The organism is Mesorhizobium sp. M2A.F.Ca.ET.042.01.1.1 (assembly GCF_003997405.1).
Classification (GTDB): Bacteria; Pseudomonadota; Alphaproteobacteria; order Rhizobiales; family Rhizobiaceae; genus Mesorhizobium.
In genome coordinates, this window is record NZ_RZRX01000199.1 from 1 (window position 1) to 12418 (window position 12418).

12 protein-coding genes and 1 pseudogene are annotated in these 12418 nt (G+C 63.7%); 11 read left to right on the forward strand and 2 right to left on the reverse strand.

The window, feature by feature from the left end; genetic code table 11:
- Nucleotides 1-211 precede the first annotated feature (211 nt).
- The gene (locus EOA23_RS24965) at nt 212-1327 is read right to left on the reverse strand and encodes an anhydro-N-acetylmuramic acid kinase (RefSeq protein ID WP_127306106.1); all 1116 of its coding nucleotides are present in this window, start codon (nt 1325-1327) and stop codon (nt 212-214) included.
- 64 nt (nt 1328-1391) lie between these two features.
- On the opposite strand from EOA23_RS24965, the gene EOA23_RS35780 reads away from it, so the two are divergent.
- From EOA23_RS35780 to EOA23_RS25010, 10 genes are all read left to right on the forward strand, one after another.
- Nucleotides 1392-1544 carry a hypothetical protein gene (locus EOA23_RS35780; RefSeq protein ID WP_189341698.1) on the forward strand — a complete coding sequence of 51 codons (153 nt, stop codon included), beginning with the start codon at nt 1392-1394 and terminating at the stop codon, nt 1542-1544.
- A gap of 217 nt (nt 1545-1761) precedes the next feature.
- Nucleotides 1762-2451, forward strand: coding sequence for a hypothetical protein (locus tag EOA23_RS24970; RefSeq protein ID WP_127306107.1), 690 nt, complete (start codon nt 1762-1764; stop codon nt 2449-2451).
- Nucleotides 2452-2752: 301 nt separating this feature from the next.
- Entirely contained in the window at nt 2753-3442 is a 690-nt protein-coding gene (locus tag EOA23_RS24975) for an SDR family NAD(P)-dependent oxidoreductase (protein WP_127306108.1), read from the forward strand.
- A gap of 200 nt (nt 3443-3642) precedes the next feature.
- On the forward strand, nt 3643-4479 hold the full coding sequence (locus EOA23_RS24980) for a transporter substrate-binding domain-containing protein (protein ID WP_189341699.1): 837 nt from the start codon (nt 3643-3645) through the stop codon (nt 4477-4479).
- Nucleotides 4480-4508: 29 nt separating this feature from the next.
- A complete protein-coding gene (locus tag EOA23_RS24985) occupies nt 4509-5846 on the forward strand; it encodes a cation:dicarboxylase symporter family transporter (RefSeq protein ID WP_245474339.1) in 1338 nt (445 codons plus the stop codon).
- Entirely contained in the window at nt 5843-6640 is a 798-nt protein-coding gene (locus EOA23_RS24990) for an amino acid racemase (RefSeq protein WP_127306110.1), read from the forward strand. Before EOA23_RS24985 ends, EOA23_RS24990 begins: the two co-directional genes overlap by 4 nt.
- 313 nt (nt 6641-6953) lie before the next feature.
- The gene (locus tag EOA23_RS24995; RefSeq protein ID WP_127306111.1) at nt 6954-7805 is read left to right on the forward strand and encodes a MetQ/NlpA family lipoprotein; all 852 of its coding nucleotides are present in this window, start codon (nt 6954-6956) and stop codon (nt 7803-7805) included.
- Nucleotides 7806-7888: 83 nt separating this feature from the next.
- A complete protein-coding gene (locus EOA23_RS25000; RefSeq protein ID WP_127306112.1) occupies nt 7889-8980 on the forward strand; it encodes a methionine ABC transporter ATP-binding protein in 1092 nt (363 codons plus the stop codon).
- Complete coding sequence (locus tag EOA23_RS25005) at nt 8961-9617, forward strand: methionine ABC transporter permease (protein ID WP_127306113.1); 657 nt, start codon at nt 8961-8963, stop codon at nt 9615-9617. The genes EOA23_RS25000 and EOA23_RS25005 overlap by 20 nt, the downstream gene beginning before the upstream one ends.
- Nucleotides 9618-9828: 211 nt before the next feature.
- Nucleotides 9829-10848 (forward strand): isopenicillin N synthase family oxygenase, encoded by a 1020-nt coding sequence (locus EOA23_RS25010; RefSeq protein WP_127306114.1) that lies wholly within the window; start codon nt 9829-9831, stop codon nt 10846-10848.
- 362 nt (nt 10849-11210) lie between these two features.
- On the opposite strand, the gene EOA23_RS25015 is transcribed toward EOA23_RS25010, so the two are convergent.
- Complete coding sequence (locus EOA23_RS25015; RefSeq protein WP_127306115.1) at nt 11211-12113, reverse strand: LysR family transcriptional regulator; 903 nt, start codon at nt 12111-12113, stop codon at nt 11211-11213.
- Nucleotides 12114-12216: 103 nt separating this feature from the next.
- Between EOA23_RS25015 and EOA23_RS25020 the strand changes: the two are divergent.
- Nucleotides 12217-12418, forward strand: a pseudogene (locus EOA23_RS25020) (NADPH:quinone reductase); the annotation flags it as partial.

Genomic DNA, 12418 nt, shown 5'->3' on the forward strand with positions numbered 1-12418 from the left:
CCGTTACCTGGACCGAAGTGTGCAACGGTGCAGAATTCTGGACCGCCGCGGCGCTTTGAAGTCACGGCATGGATCCTCGGGTCTGCGCGCGTCGCTTCGCTCCTTGCTGCGCCCGTGGATGACGACCGCGACAGGCGGCTCGGCCAATCGCCAAGGCATGGGATCTGCCAACGCACACTAACCAACCGGTCAAAACTTCTGTGTTAAGGAACTACCCCGCCAGCTTTCCGCCGCGCAGCGGCTCGGGCGCGCCGGTGGTGCTCGGAAAGCTGATCGGCAGGCCGCGCAGCACGCGCACGGCGAGGAAGGCAAAACATTCCGCTTCCACCGCGTCGCCCTTCCATCCGAGCGTCTCGGCCTGCACCACTTCGACCTTGGCGCGGCTTTCGAGCATCGCCATCATCGTCGGGTTATGGCGGCCGCCGCCGCTGACCGCCAGCCGCTTCGGCCGGCGCGGCAACAGGTCGAGCGCTCTGCCGACGGCCGACACGGTGAAGGCCGTCAGCGTCGCCGCGCCATCCTCGGCGTTCAGCCCTTCGGCCATCGCCGCGGTGAAGTCGAAGCGGTCGAGCGATTTCGGGTAGGGCTTCGTCAGGTACGGATGCTGCAAGAGCCTGGCGAGCCGTTCCTCATCGACCCTGCCGGCAGCCGCCAGCCTGCCGTCGCGGTCCATCTCGCCGAGGCCCTTCGCCTTGATGAAATCATTGACCGGCGCATTGGCCGGCCCGGTGTCGAAGGCGACGATACTGTCCTTGCCATCCCACCAGGAGATGTTGCCGACACCGCCGAGATTGAGCACCGCCGTATTGCCGCTGGCGTCCGCCTCCTTCAGCAGCGCCGCATGATAGGCGGCGGCCAGAGGCGCGCCTTGCCCGCCCGCCGCGACATCGGCCGAGCGGAAATCATAGGCCACCTTGGTGCCGAGTAGCGAAGCCATCAGTTCGCCGTCGCCGAGCTGGCGAGTCCTTCCGATCTTGCCTGGCTGCGGCGCGCGATGCAGCACGGTCTGGCCGTGGAAGCCGACGATGCCGATATCGGCCATGCGCATGCCCTGGCTCTCGACCAGATCCCTGACCGCCGCAGACTGCGCCCGCGTCAGCGCCTCCTCGGCCTCGCGAAAGATAACCGGCTCCGGCCCTTCGAAATTCCAGGCGCGCGCCTGGCGCAGCGTCTCTTCGAGTAGGGCGCGGATCGATTGCGGGTAGGGGGCCAGCGTGTAGGTGCCGGTGTCGGCGATGCGCTCGCCGTCCGTCTTGATCAGCGCCACGTCGATATTGCCGTCGAGCACCGTCCCGGTCATCAGCCCGACGGCCCAGATTGGTTCCATGGTCTTGTCCCCGAATCGTCGTCCAACCACGTGTCGGACGGATCGGCTGGAGGATAACGCCTCGATGAAGATGAACAAGCTACGCATGATGGCTGACGCCGCGATTGCCGTTGCCACGGCCGCAACGAGCGTTTCCAGTGCCGCCGCCTCTCAAACCGACGTAACCGTGCCAGATGAGCAATGCGAGCCAGAGCATCAAGAAGTCGAAAGATCGTAGGCCCGCCACAACAAATGTAGGTTAAGTGCTTTTTTAGATTCCCGTCTGCAGTCTGTCACAGCGATCGGGAAAATGGGGCCGACAATATGGACGCGCGGGAACCCGAAACGTCAGATCGGCGATGCCTCCTTGTCGACGCGCTGAAATCTTTCTCCTCGTCGCCCTCGACGGTGAAAAGCCTCGCGGTGGTAACCGGGCCGGTAGCGAGGAGCCATTGATGGCGCGGCTTGCCCTGAAACTGGCAATTGTTGCGGCAGCGCTGTGGGCAACAGGAATAGCTGGCTGGCTAGCGCTCGGCTTCAAAAATTGGGAATGGCATGAGAGGCTGACGCTTGAGGTCGAAACGCCAACGGGAACCATCTCTCGCGGAAGCGTAGTGGCGGTGAAAGCCGGGACAACGCCAAAATGGTTGCCCGGAGAAGGCGCTGGCGGCATGGGGAGCAAGACGATTGGAGAGGCTTCCTTTGTTGAGGTGTCTCCGGGCAAGTACCTGTTCGCACTATTAGGGAACGAGCTTGATCGTACTTTGACGATCTTTCTTCCCGAGATCGAGGACACCAAGGACAAGGCTGCTGAGTTGGAGACATTGCGTGAGACACGAGACGTGCCACGCAAAAAATATCCCTTGCTTGTTACGTTCCTCGACATCGCCGAGCCGCGAACCGTTCAGAAGGTTGATCCTGACAATCTCGCCGCGAGCTTCGGTCCTGGTGTGATACTTAAGCGGATTACACTCGAAATTACTGACGACGGAGTAACGAAGGGAGGGATTGGGGCCGTTCTTGGTTGGCTCAATGACCCCGCAGTGATGGAAAACCCCGGATGGTCTTCACTCCCCATTGAAAGCCGCAGAGCAATCGGCGCACTTCTGTCACACTTTCCCGACTCGAAAGGTTTACGCGAATGACGACATCGAAGGACTTGTTCTTGGCGGTCCTTGCGATGGATGCCTACGATCGCGCGTTGCTGGATCTCTCTCCACACCGCCCTTGACTGTGACGCGCAGTCGGGCAGTTGAGGTGATTTCAGCACTCCGGCAGGCAAGCCCTTCGCGACGGCCGCAAGCCCTCAATGTCGCTAGTTTTTTGCCGAACGGCCAAAATGGAGCAACGCCCTTCTTGCCTCTTGCTGCATAAGGCGCGAGCCTGTGCGGAGAAAGGGCGTCGGCATCGCCTGACGTCTGGTCGGATTTGCAAGGAGGAAATGCCATGGCAGCCAACGTCGCACTGATCGCTGGCGCCGGCTCCGGCTTAAGCGCCTCGCTGGCGCGGCTTCTCGCCAGGGAAGGCTTGCGCGTCGTCCTTGCCGCGCGCAATGTCGACAAATTGGCGACGCTGGCGAAGGAAACCGACGCGCTGGCCGTCGAAACCGATGTGTCGGACGCAGCCTCCGTCGAGCGGCTGTTCGAGACGGCCGACAAGGCAGGCCCGCTCGAAATCGCCGTCTTCAACGCCAGCGGCCGCACACGAGGGCCGATCGCCGAACTCGATCCCGAGGCGGTCAAGCAAGCTTTGCTCGTCGGTGCCTATGGCGGCTTCCTGGTCGGCCAACAGGCGGCGCGCCGGCTCTTGGCGCGCGGCTCGGGCTCGATCCTGTTCACCGGCGCCACGGCGAGCCTCAAGGGCTTTTCCGGCTCGGCTGGTTTCGCCATGCCGAAATTCGGCCTGCGCGGGCTGGCGCAGTCGATGGCGCGCGAGCTTTCCCCGAAGAACATCCATGTCGCGCATTTCATCATCGACGGCCAGATCGATCCGGCCGGACAGGCGCCGGAGCCCGAACGTCCGGACCGCCGCCTCTCGCCCGACGCGATCGCCGAGACCTACCTTGCGGTCCATCGCCAGCATCGCAGCGCCTGGAGCTGCGAGGTCGAGCTGAGACCCTGGGTCGAGACGTTCTGACGACCCACTACAGGACTCTTCAACAACGCGCCCCGCCGCGGCTGCGCTATTTTAGAAGATATGCATATTTGATGATGCCATTTTAGCGATCTGTAATGTAAAAAGGCGAAAAATAAAGATACCTTTACTTAACTTCGGCGTGCATACTGCGGATTGGTCAGATCTGTTGTCCGGCTCTCCTGCGCGAATTGAGAATGGGCATGCCGCTTACACGTCGCAAGCTGTTTGCAGCCGGAGGCGGAGGGCTGCTGATCGCGCAGGCGCAAGCCGTGGCCACGCCGGCCCAGGCGCAAGACGCTCCAAAACCCATCGTGAGCGACAACAAGCTGCGCGTCGCCATGCCGGCTTTCGCCTCCGATCCTTTCTTTCCGGCCGACGGCTCAGGCGACAAGGGTATCGACATGGACCTTGCGCGCGGCATAGCCGCGGAGCTTGGCGTCGAACCCGTGTTCGACCGGTCCGCCGTGACCTTCGACGGCATGGTGCAAAAGCTGACCTCCGGTCAGGCGGACCTGGCGATCGGCAAGCTCAGCCGCACGCTTCAGCGCGGCCGCTCGATCCTCTATTCACGCCCTTATGCCATGCTGCATCAGGGGCTGCTCGCCAATCGCGTGAACCTGGCGCGCATCACGCAAGGCAAGCCGCCCGAACAGATCATCCGCGATTTCTCCGGCGATCTCGGCGTGATCGAAGGCTCGTCCTTCGCCACTTATGCGGCGGCCACTTTCCCGCACGCCACGATCCAGCGCTTCGCGGGCTGGAACACGGTCATCGACGCGATCCGCAACGGCACGATCGACCTTGCTTATCGCGATGATTTCGAGATCAAGAAGCTGATGGTCGACGACCCGTCGATGACTGTCGTCGCGCGCTCGATCACGCTGACCGACAAGGTCGACACAATCGCGGTCGGCGTCAGCCCGGCCAATCCGCATCTCGCCGCCTTTGTCGATCTCTATCTCGATCTGGCAAGGGGCCAGCAGGTCCTCAACACCGACGAGATCATTGCGCGCTATCGCCAGGGGAGCAAAGCCTGACAATGGCCGTCTCGGATGCAGCCGCACCCATGCCTCTCGATTGGCGCCTGGCGGCAAAGCGCATCCTGCGCTCGCCGTTAACGACGATCATCATGATCCTGGCCGGGATTCTGTGCGGACTCTACTACCCGGCCTTCGCCCATGCGATCAGCCCCGTCGCGCAGGTCTACCTGAATTTCCTCAAGATGGTTGTCCTGCCCTATCTGGTCTCGTCCGTCATCTTCTCGATCACGGCGATGGTTCAGGACCCGAAATCGGTCCGCTATCTCGGCAAGGTCGGCTTAGCAGTGCTGGTCGTGTCGTTTCTCGCCGTGCTGGTCAGCGGCACCTATTCGCTGATCCTCAAGCCGGGCCAGATCGAGAACCCGCAGTCGCGCATCGAGCTCGGCGAGTTCATCAATTCGCAAGGCAGCGTCTCCACCGATCTCGCCTTCCCGTTCCAGCCGCCACCGCCCACCGGCGACCCGAACAGCGGACATTCGATCTTCCTGGACCTGGTGCCGAACAACGTTTTCAACGCGCTGGCCTCGGGCCAGACCATCCAGGTCCTCTTGTTCTGCCTGCTTTTCGGGCTGGCGATGGGCAAGATTCCCCAGCCCTCGTCGCTGAGTCTGTCACAGGCGCTCAACGCGGTGTATCGGGCCTGCACGGTGCTGACCAACTGGTTCGTCTGGGGATTGCCCTTCGCAACCTTCGTCCTGATCGCCGACCAGACCGCGTCGACCGGCACCAAGCCGCTGATGCTGATGGGCGGCTATCTACTGGTGATGGGCCTTTCCTGCCTGACATTCCTCGCCTGCGCGTTTGCGATCATCGCTATACGCTCGCGGCGAAGCTACTGGGCCACGATCAAGACCCTTCAGCCGCTTCTGATGGTAGCCATCACGACGCGCTCCACTGTCGCCTCGCTGCCTTGGGTCATCAATCTTTTGAGCGAACGGCTGCGCTTCAACCTGGTGGTGGTCGAGCTGCTCGTGCCGCTGCAGGCGGCGCTGCTGCGGACCGGGCCGGCGCTGGTCTACACATCCGGCGCCCTGTTCATTGCCCAGCTCTACGGCCATCAGCTGGCGATCCCGGACCTCCTGCTTGTCGGCGTCGTCTCCGCGCTTCTGGCGCTGACGACCGGCGGCATGGGCAGCCTGCTCATCCTCTCGCAGATGTCCATCGTTTGCGGCTATCTGAAGCTTCCCTTCGAGGCGGCATTCGCCCTGTTCGTCGCGGTGGACGCGGCCGTGGACACGCTGATGACGCTGTCCAGCGTCTCCACCGTGGCGGCAAGCACGGCAATGATCGCGCCCAGCCATCGGGAGACGGTGCAGACCGCTGAAACCGTCGCGCAAGAGCTCGAAGCCGAGCCCGCCCGATGATCGACGAGGCCATCCGTCCGCAGCTCGGCATCATTGGCGGTCTCGGGCCGCTCGCGTCGGCCGACTTCTACTTCAAGCTGACGCGGATGACCGAGGCGCTGCGCGACAACGAGCATGTGCCTTCCGTCATCCTCAGCGTGCCGCAGCTGCCCGACAGGACCGAAGCGATCCTCAGCAACCATGACGGGCCGCTGGCCCCGCTGACCGCTGCGGTCTCGGCGCTCAACGCGCTCGGCGTTGCCTGCATCGCCATGCCCTGCAACACCGCCCATCACTGGTACGACAAGCTCGCCGCGAACTCGTCAGCCGAGATCATCCATATCGGCGATGCCGTGGTGGCGGAGATCCGCCGCGGCCAGGACCGGGGCAGGGTAGCGAATCTCGCAACCCGGGGCACCCTGGTTTCCGGTTTCTATCAGCACAGGATATCGGCGGCGGGCTTCGACCTCTGCCTTCCGCAGGAAGCCGAGTTTCAGGAGCGCGTCGACAGCGCGATCATGCTCGTCAAGGCCGGTTCGATCGCGCAAGCCGCGGCCGAGACCGAGCGCGCGCTTCATCTGGCGCAAATGGCCAGCGCAGATGTCGCCCTGCTTGGCTGCACGGAACTGTCCGTCGTGGCGGCCAGCCTCGGCGACACGAACGGACTGGTCGTCGTCGACAGCAATGCGGCGCTGGCGCGGGCCAGCCTGCAACGGTTGGGCTACCCTGTGCAGGAAGCGCGAGGCCTGCCCAACGTCTCATCGCTGCCGGCAGACGGCCGGCCGTCCTTGCGTGTCACCCGGCGGGCTTCCTGATGCATGTCGCCCAGAAGTGTGTAGCGGTTCTGGGACAACGACATGCATCGAACAAAGACTTAAGGCCGCGTCGCTCGAATCCGGTTCAGAGCGACGCGCTTTAGACGCGCAAGTTTCCATCGCCTCGTAGTCGATATCCGCTTGCCAGCGGCTAATGTGCTCCAGGTCATAAAATCTTTGAGAGAATATTTTCCGCCTCCCGTCCGAGAGGAAATGCGCTTCTTTGCCCGAGCCGGCAGCATTGGTGATGCTTGATATCAAGGCTTCGCATCCCGCCAGGCCCAAATGATTTCAGGATTGCAAGGAACGCATCATGTCCGAACGCGGCAACGCTTCAAATTCTCTCGTCACGTCAATCACCAGGCGCGCCGGACTGGCGGCACTTCTCGCCACGACATTGGCCGTCATCGGCCTCAACGCGCCGTCGCCGTCCTTCGCCGAGGAGAAGAAGGCGATCAAGGTCGGCATCATCAGCGGCGAGGACGAGGATGTCTGGCGCGTCGTCACCGCCGAGGCGGCCAAGAAAGGGCTGACCATCGAGACCGTCGTCTTCAACGACTACACGCAGCCCAACGAGGCGCTGGAGCGCGGCGAGATCGACGCCAACGCCTTCCAGCACAAGCCTTATCTCGACAACCAGATCAAGACCCAAGGCTATCATATCGTGCCGGTCGGCTATACCGGCGTCTGGCCGATCGGGCTCTATTCGAAGAAGCACGCCAAGGTCGCCGACCTGCCGGAAGGCGCTGTCATCGGCCTGCCCAACGACCCGTCCAACGAAGGCCGCGCGCTGCACGTGCTGGAGCATGAAGGCTTGATCAAGCTGAAGGACGGCACCGGCATCCTGGCGACCACCGCCGACATTGCGGAGAACCCGAAGAAGCTCGAGCTCAAGGAGCTCGACGCCGGCATCGTCGGCCGCTCGGTCGACGATCTCGACGCCGCGATCGTCAACACCGACTGGGCGCTGAAGAGCGGCCTCGGCCCGGAAAATCGCATCGCGCAGGAGCCGGTGGCCGACAACCCCTACCGCAACTTCATCGCGGTCAAGATCGGAAGCGAGAACGAGCCCTGGGTGAAGACGCTGGTCGCCTCCTACCAGAACGAGACCGTCAAGGCCGAGTTCGACAAGGTCTACAAGGGCACCGGGATCAGCGCCTATTGACCGGCGCATGGTTGGCAGAGATGGGCGGTCCGCTGTTGAGCGGACCGCCGTCGCGTTTGCGTGGCACTGAAACGGACATAGAGATGAACCAGCACGTCACCGCCGGACTTGCCGATCCGGTCCGCGTCGAGCCGACCGGGCGGGAAGACGTTGTCCGTCTCGTCGATCTGAAGCGCCGCTTCGGCGCGACGGCGGCGCTCGACGGCGTCTCGCTGACCGTGAAGAAGGGCGAGATCCTCGGCATCATCGGCCGCAGCGGCGCCGGCAAGTCGACGCTGATCCGCTGCCTGAACGGGCTGGAGCGGACGGATTCCGGCGAGGTCTTCATCGAGGGCCGCGAGATCAGCCGCCTCGGCGAGCGCGAGTTGCAGCCGCTGCGCCGCCGCATCGGCATGGTATTCCAGCATTTCAATTTGTTGTCGGCCAAGACCGTCGAGGACAATGTCGCGCTGCCGCTCAAGATCGAAGGGCGCCCGCGCGCCGAACGTATGGCCCGCGCGGCCGAGCTGCTGCAGCTCGTTGGCCTGTCGGAGAAAGCCAAGGCCTATCCCGCTTCGCTGTCGGGCGGCCAGAAGCAGCGCGTCGGCATCGCCAGGGCTTTGGCCGCGCGGCCGGCGCTGCTCTTGTCGGACGAGGCGACATCGGCGCTCGATCCGGAAACGACGCGCTCGATCCTGGCGCTGCTCAAGGACATCAATTCCAGGCTCGGCCTCACCATCCTGCTGATCACGCATGAGATGGAGGTGATCCGCTCCATCGCCGATCGCGTGGCGGTGATCGACGCCGGCCGGATCGTCGAGGAGGGCGCCGTCTGGCAGGTCTTCGCCGATCCGAAGTCGGAGATCACCCGCAGCCTGCTCGGCGGCATCCGGCCGCAACTGCCGCCCGAGATTGCCAGCCGATTGGTGGCGGGCGAAGGCGCCGAAACGATTGTCAGGATCGACGTCGCCGGCGAGGCGGCGCGTCGCCCGCTGCTGTCCGAGCTTGGCGCCAGCGTGCCCGGCGCGTTCCGGCTTGTGCATGGCGGCATTGACCATGTGCAGCAGCAGCCGGTCGGCACGCTGTTCGTGGCGGTCCCTGGAACCGACGCAGCCCATCTGGCGGCCGTTATCGCTTTCCTCAAAGACCGCGGCGCGCGGGTGGAGATGCTTGGCCATGTCGCCGGTCCTGTTTGAACTCCTGCTCCGCTCGATCTGGGAGACGGTGCTGATGACCGGCGCGTCCGGACTCATCTCGCTTGTCTTCGGCCTGCCGCTCGGCCTTGCCCTGGTCGCCACCGATCGCGGCGGCATCGCCGAGAACCTTTGGGTTAAACGCATCCTCGGCGCCGTCATCAACGGCTTCCGTTCGGTGCCCTTCATCATCCTGCTGGTAGCGCTGATCCCGGTGACGCGGCTGATCGTCGGCACCTCGATCGGTACCTGGGCGGCGATCGTGCCGCTGTCGATCGCGGCGACGCCCTATTACGCGCGCATTGCCGAAGTGTCGCTGCGCGAGGTCGACCACGGTCTGATCGAGGCGGCGCGCGCCATGGGCGGCAACCGCTGGACGATCATCCGCGAGGTGCTGGTGCCGGAGGCGCTGCCGGGCATCGTCGCCGGCTTTACCGTGACGCTGGTGACGCTGGTCGGCGCCTCGGCCATGGCCGGCGCCATCGGTGCCGGCGGCCTCGGCGATCTCGCCATCCGCTACGGCTACCAGCGTTTCGAGACGAGCGTCATGGTCGCCGTTGTCATCGTGCTCATCGTGCTGGTCTGCGGCATCCAGTGGATCGGCGACCGGCTGGTCGCTCGTCTGGATCATCGTGGATGATGTGCGGCATCCGAACGCAATTTGCCGCAAAGACCGGGAATTGAGCGCTGGCTTGCTCCGTTTGCAATGAGATTGGTCGGCGCTTTTCTTCACCCGCAATGACACGCATGCCATCGTGCGGTGGGTCGCCAAGGCAATTCCGGGAAAAGCGCGCGGCGATTTTCTGTCCGGAATCCGAAGACATAGAGTTGCCGCCAACAGGAGCCTGACCATGCCAAGAATAATTCCGGTGCTCGATCTCGACCGCCTGGAGCAGGGTCCATCCGAACTTCGAACTTTCTTGTTTGATCTACGCACCGCCGCCCGCGATGTCGGTTTCTTCTATCTGAGCGGCCACGGCATCACCCAGCCGGAGATCGACGCGGTGCTGAGTGCCGCGCGCGACTTCTTCGCCTTGCGGGAAGCCGACAAGCTCGCCATCGAAATGGCGAAGTCGCCGCAGTTCCGCGGCTATACGCGCGCCGGCGGGGAACTGACCAGGGGCAAGGCCGACTGGCGCGAGCAGCTCGACATCGGCGTCGAACGCGCGACCATTGCGCAAGGGCCGGGCGTGCCGGCCTGGACGCGGCTGCAGGGCCCGAACCAGTGGCCGGCCGCGCTCCCCGATCTGAAGCCGGCGTTGCTCGCCTGGCAGGCCAAGGCGACCGATGTGGCGATCAGGTTGCTCAAGGCCTTCGCGCTGTCGCTCGACCAGCCGGAGGACGCCTTCGATGCCATCTATCGCGGCGAGCCGAACCACCGCATGAAGATTGTGCGCTATCCCGGCCGCGACACGACCGGCGACGACCAGGGCGTCGGCGCGCATAAGGATGGCGGCTTCCTCACCCTTTTGCTTCAGGACGAGAACAAGGGGTTGCAGGTCGAGTATGACGGCAGCTGGGTCGATGTCGACCCGATCCCGCGAACGCTGGTCGTCAACATCGGCGAACTGCTTGAACTCGCCTCGAACGGCTATCTCAGGGCGACCGTGCACCGCGTCGTCACGCCGCCCGCCGGCGTCGAACGGATTTCGGTGCCGTTCTTCTTCAGCGCCCGGCTCGACGCCACCATCCCGCTGCTCGACCTGCCGGAGGAGCTGGCGGCCGAGGCGCGTGGCCCGGCCAGCGACCCAGACAACCCGCTGTTTCGCAATGTCGGAACCAACGTGCTGAAAAGCCGGCTGAGGTCGCATCCCGACGTTGCGCGGCGGCACTATGCCGACCTTCTGGAAAAAGCATCGGCCGCCGGCTGACCACTTCCCGATGATTAAGCGAGATTTTTTCGCAATCTCGGTATTTTTTGGAATTTCGTTCGTGGAAAATACGCCGCCGAGACCCCAAATAGGCAGCATCGCTCGGTGTTTTCCTCCCATTGCGCCGGGCGATGTTCCCCTCTGAAGGTTATGACCTTCATGCTTGGCCGGGCTGCTTTCGCGCCCGGCCTTTTTCTTTTCAAATGCTTTAAAGATGCCTTGATCAGGCGAAGGCGATACTGATCGCGACAAAGCGGCCTAGAGCATGTCTCCCGAAAGTGGGAACCGGTTTCGGGATAAAGACATGCGTAAAACTAGAAACCTAAAGCGCATGGAGCGAATCTGAAAGATCGCGACGCGCTTTAGCTCATCAGCTTCGGCAATCCCGCCGCCAGCGCGTCGATGGCCAGCCGCACCTTCAGCGGCAGATGCGGCGTCTGCAGCCAGAGGGCGTGGCAATCGTAGAGATAGTCCGGCTTATCAGGCAGCACGCGGACGAGCTTGCCCGCTTCGACACGCTCACGGACCAGCCAGTATGGCAGCCAGGCCAGTCCCATGCCTTGGCTCGCCGCGTCGGCGATGGCATCGAGATCGTCGAGTCGCAATCGACCGACCGGCGCGAACTCTGCGACGGTACCGTCATCGCGCGGGAAGAGCCATGGCTGCAACACATGGCCAAGGCGCCGGTAGACGATCGCCTGATGGGCGGCGGTGTCCTCCAGATTGGTGGGCTTGCCGAACCTCTCGATGTAGGACGGCGAAGCGCAGACGACCATGCGCTGGCGCGCGACGCGGCGCCCGATGATGCCGGCCCGATCATCCAGCGCGCCGGTACGGATCGCCAGATCGAAACCGTCCTCGACGAGATCGGCGAAGCGGTCGCTGAGTGACAGGTCCAGCTCCAGCGTTGGATGGCGCCGCGCGAGCGCGAGCAGGATCGGCGTGACGCAGTGGCGACCGAAATGCGCCGGCATCGTCACCCGCAGTTTTCCGCGCGGCTCGGACAATTGGTCGGCTGCCAGCGCATCGGCCGCCTGCGCTTCCGCCAGCACGATCCTGCAGCGCTCATAATAGGCGCGCCCGAAATCGGTCAGGCTCTGCCGGCGCGTGGTGCGGTTGATGAGGCGTGCGCCGAGCCGCTCCTCAAGGAAGCGGACATGCTTGCCGACCATCGGCCCCGAAAGGTCAAGAGCCGCCGCGGCGGCCGTGAACGAGCCGAGGTCGATGGCTTTCACGAACACTTCCATGCTTTCGAGGCGATCCATATTGGAAACCTGCCGTTTCGACTGTTCTGCCTGAGCAGCGATTTATCGGCTCTCCACGCCCCTGCATAGTTCCATTCCATCGAATGGATTTGGAGTTGTATGGATGGCAAGGGTTGTTCGCTTTCACAGTCACGGCGGTCCCGAGGTGCTGCGCATCGAGGAAATGGAGGTTCCGTCGCCAGGTCCTGGCGAGGTGCGGATCCGCGTCAGGGCACTGGGCTTGAACCGCGCCGAAGCCTCGATGCGCAACGGCACTTACATCGAAACGCCGTCGCTGCCGTCAGGCCTCGGCCTTGAGGCAGCCG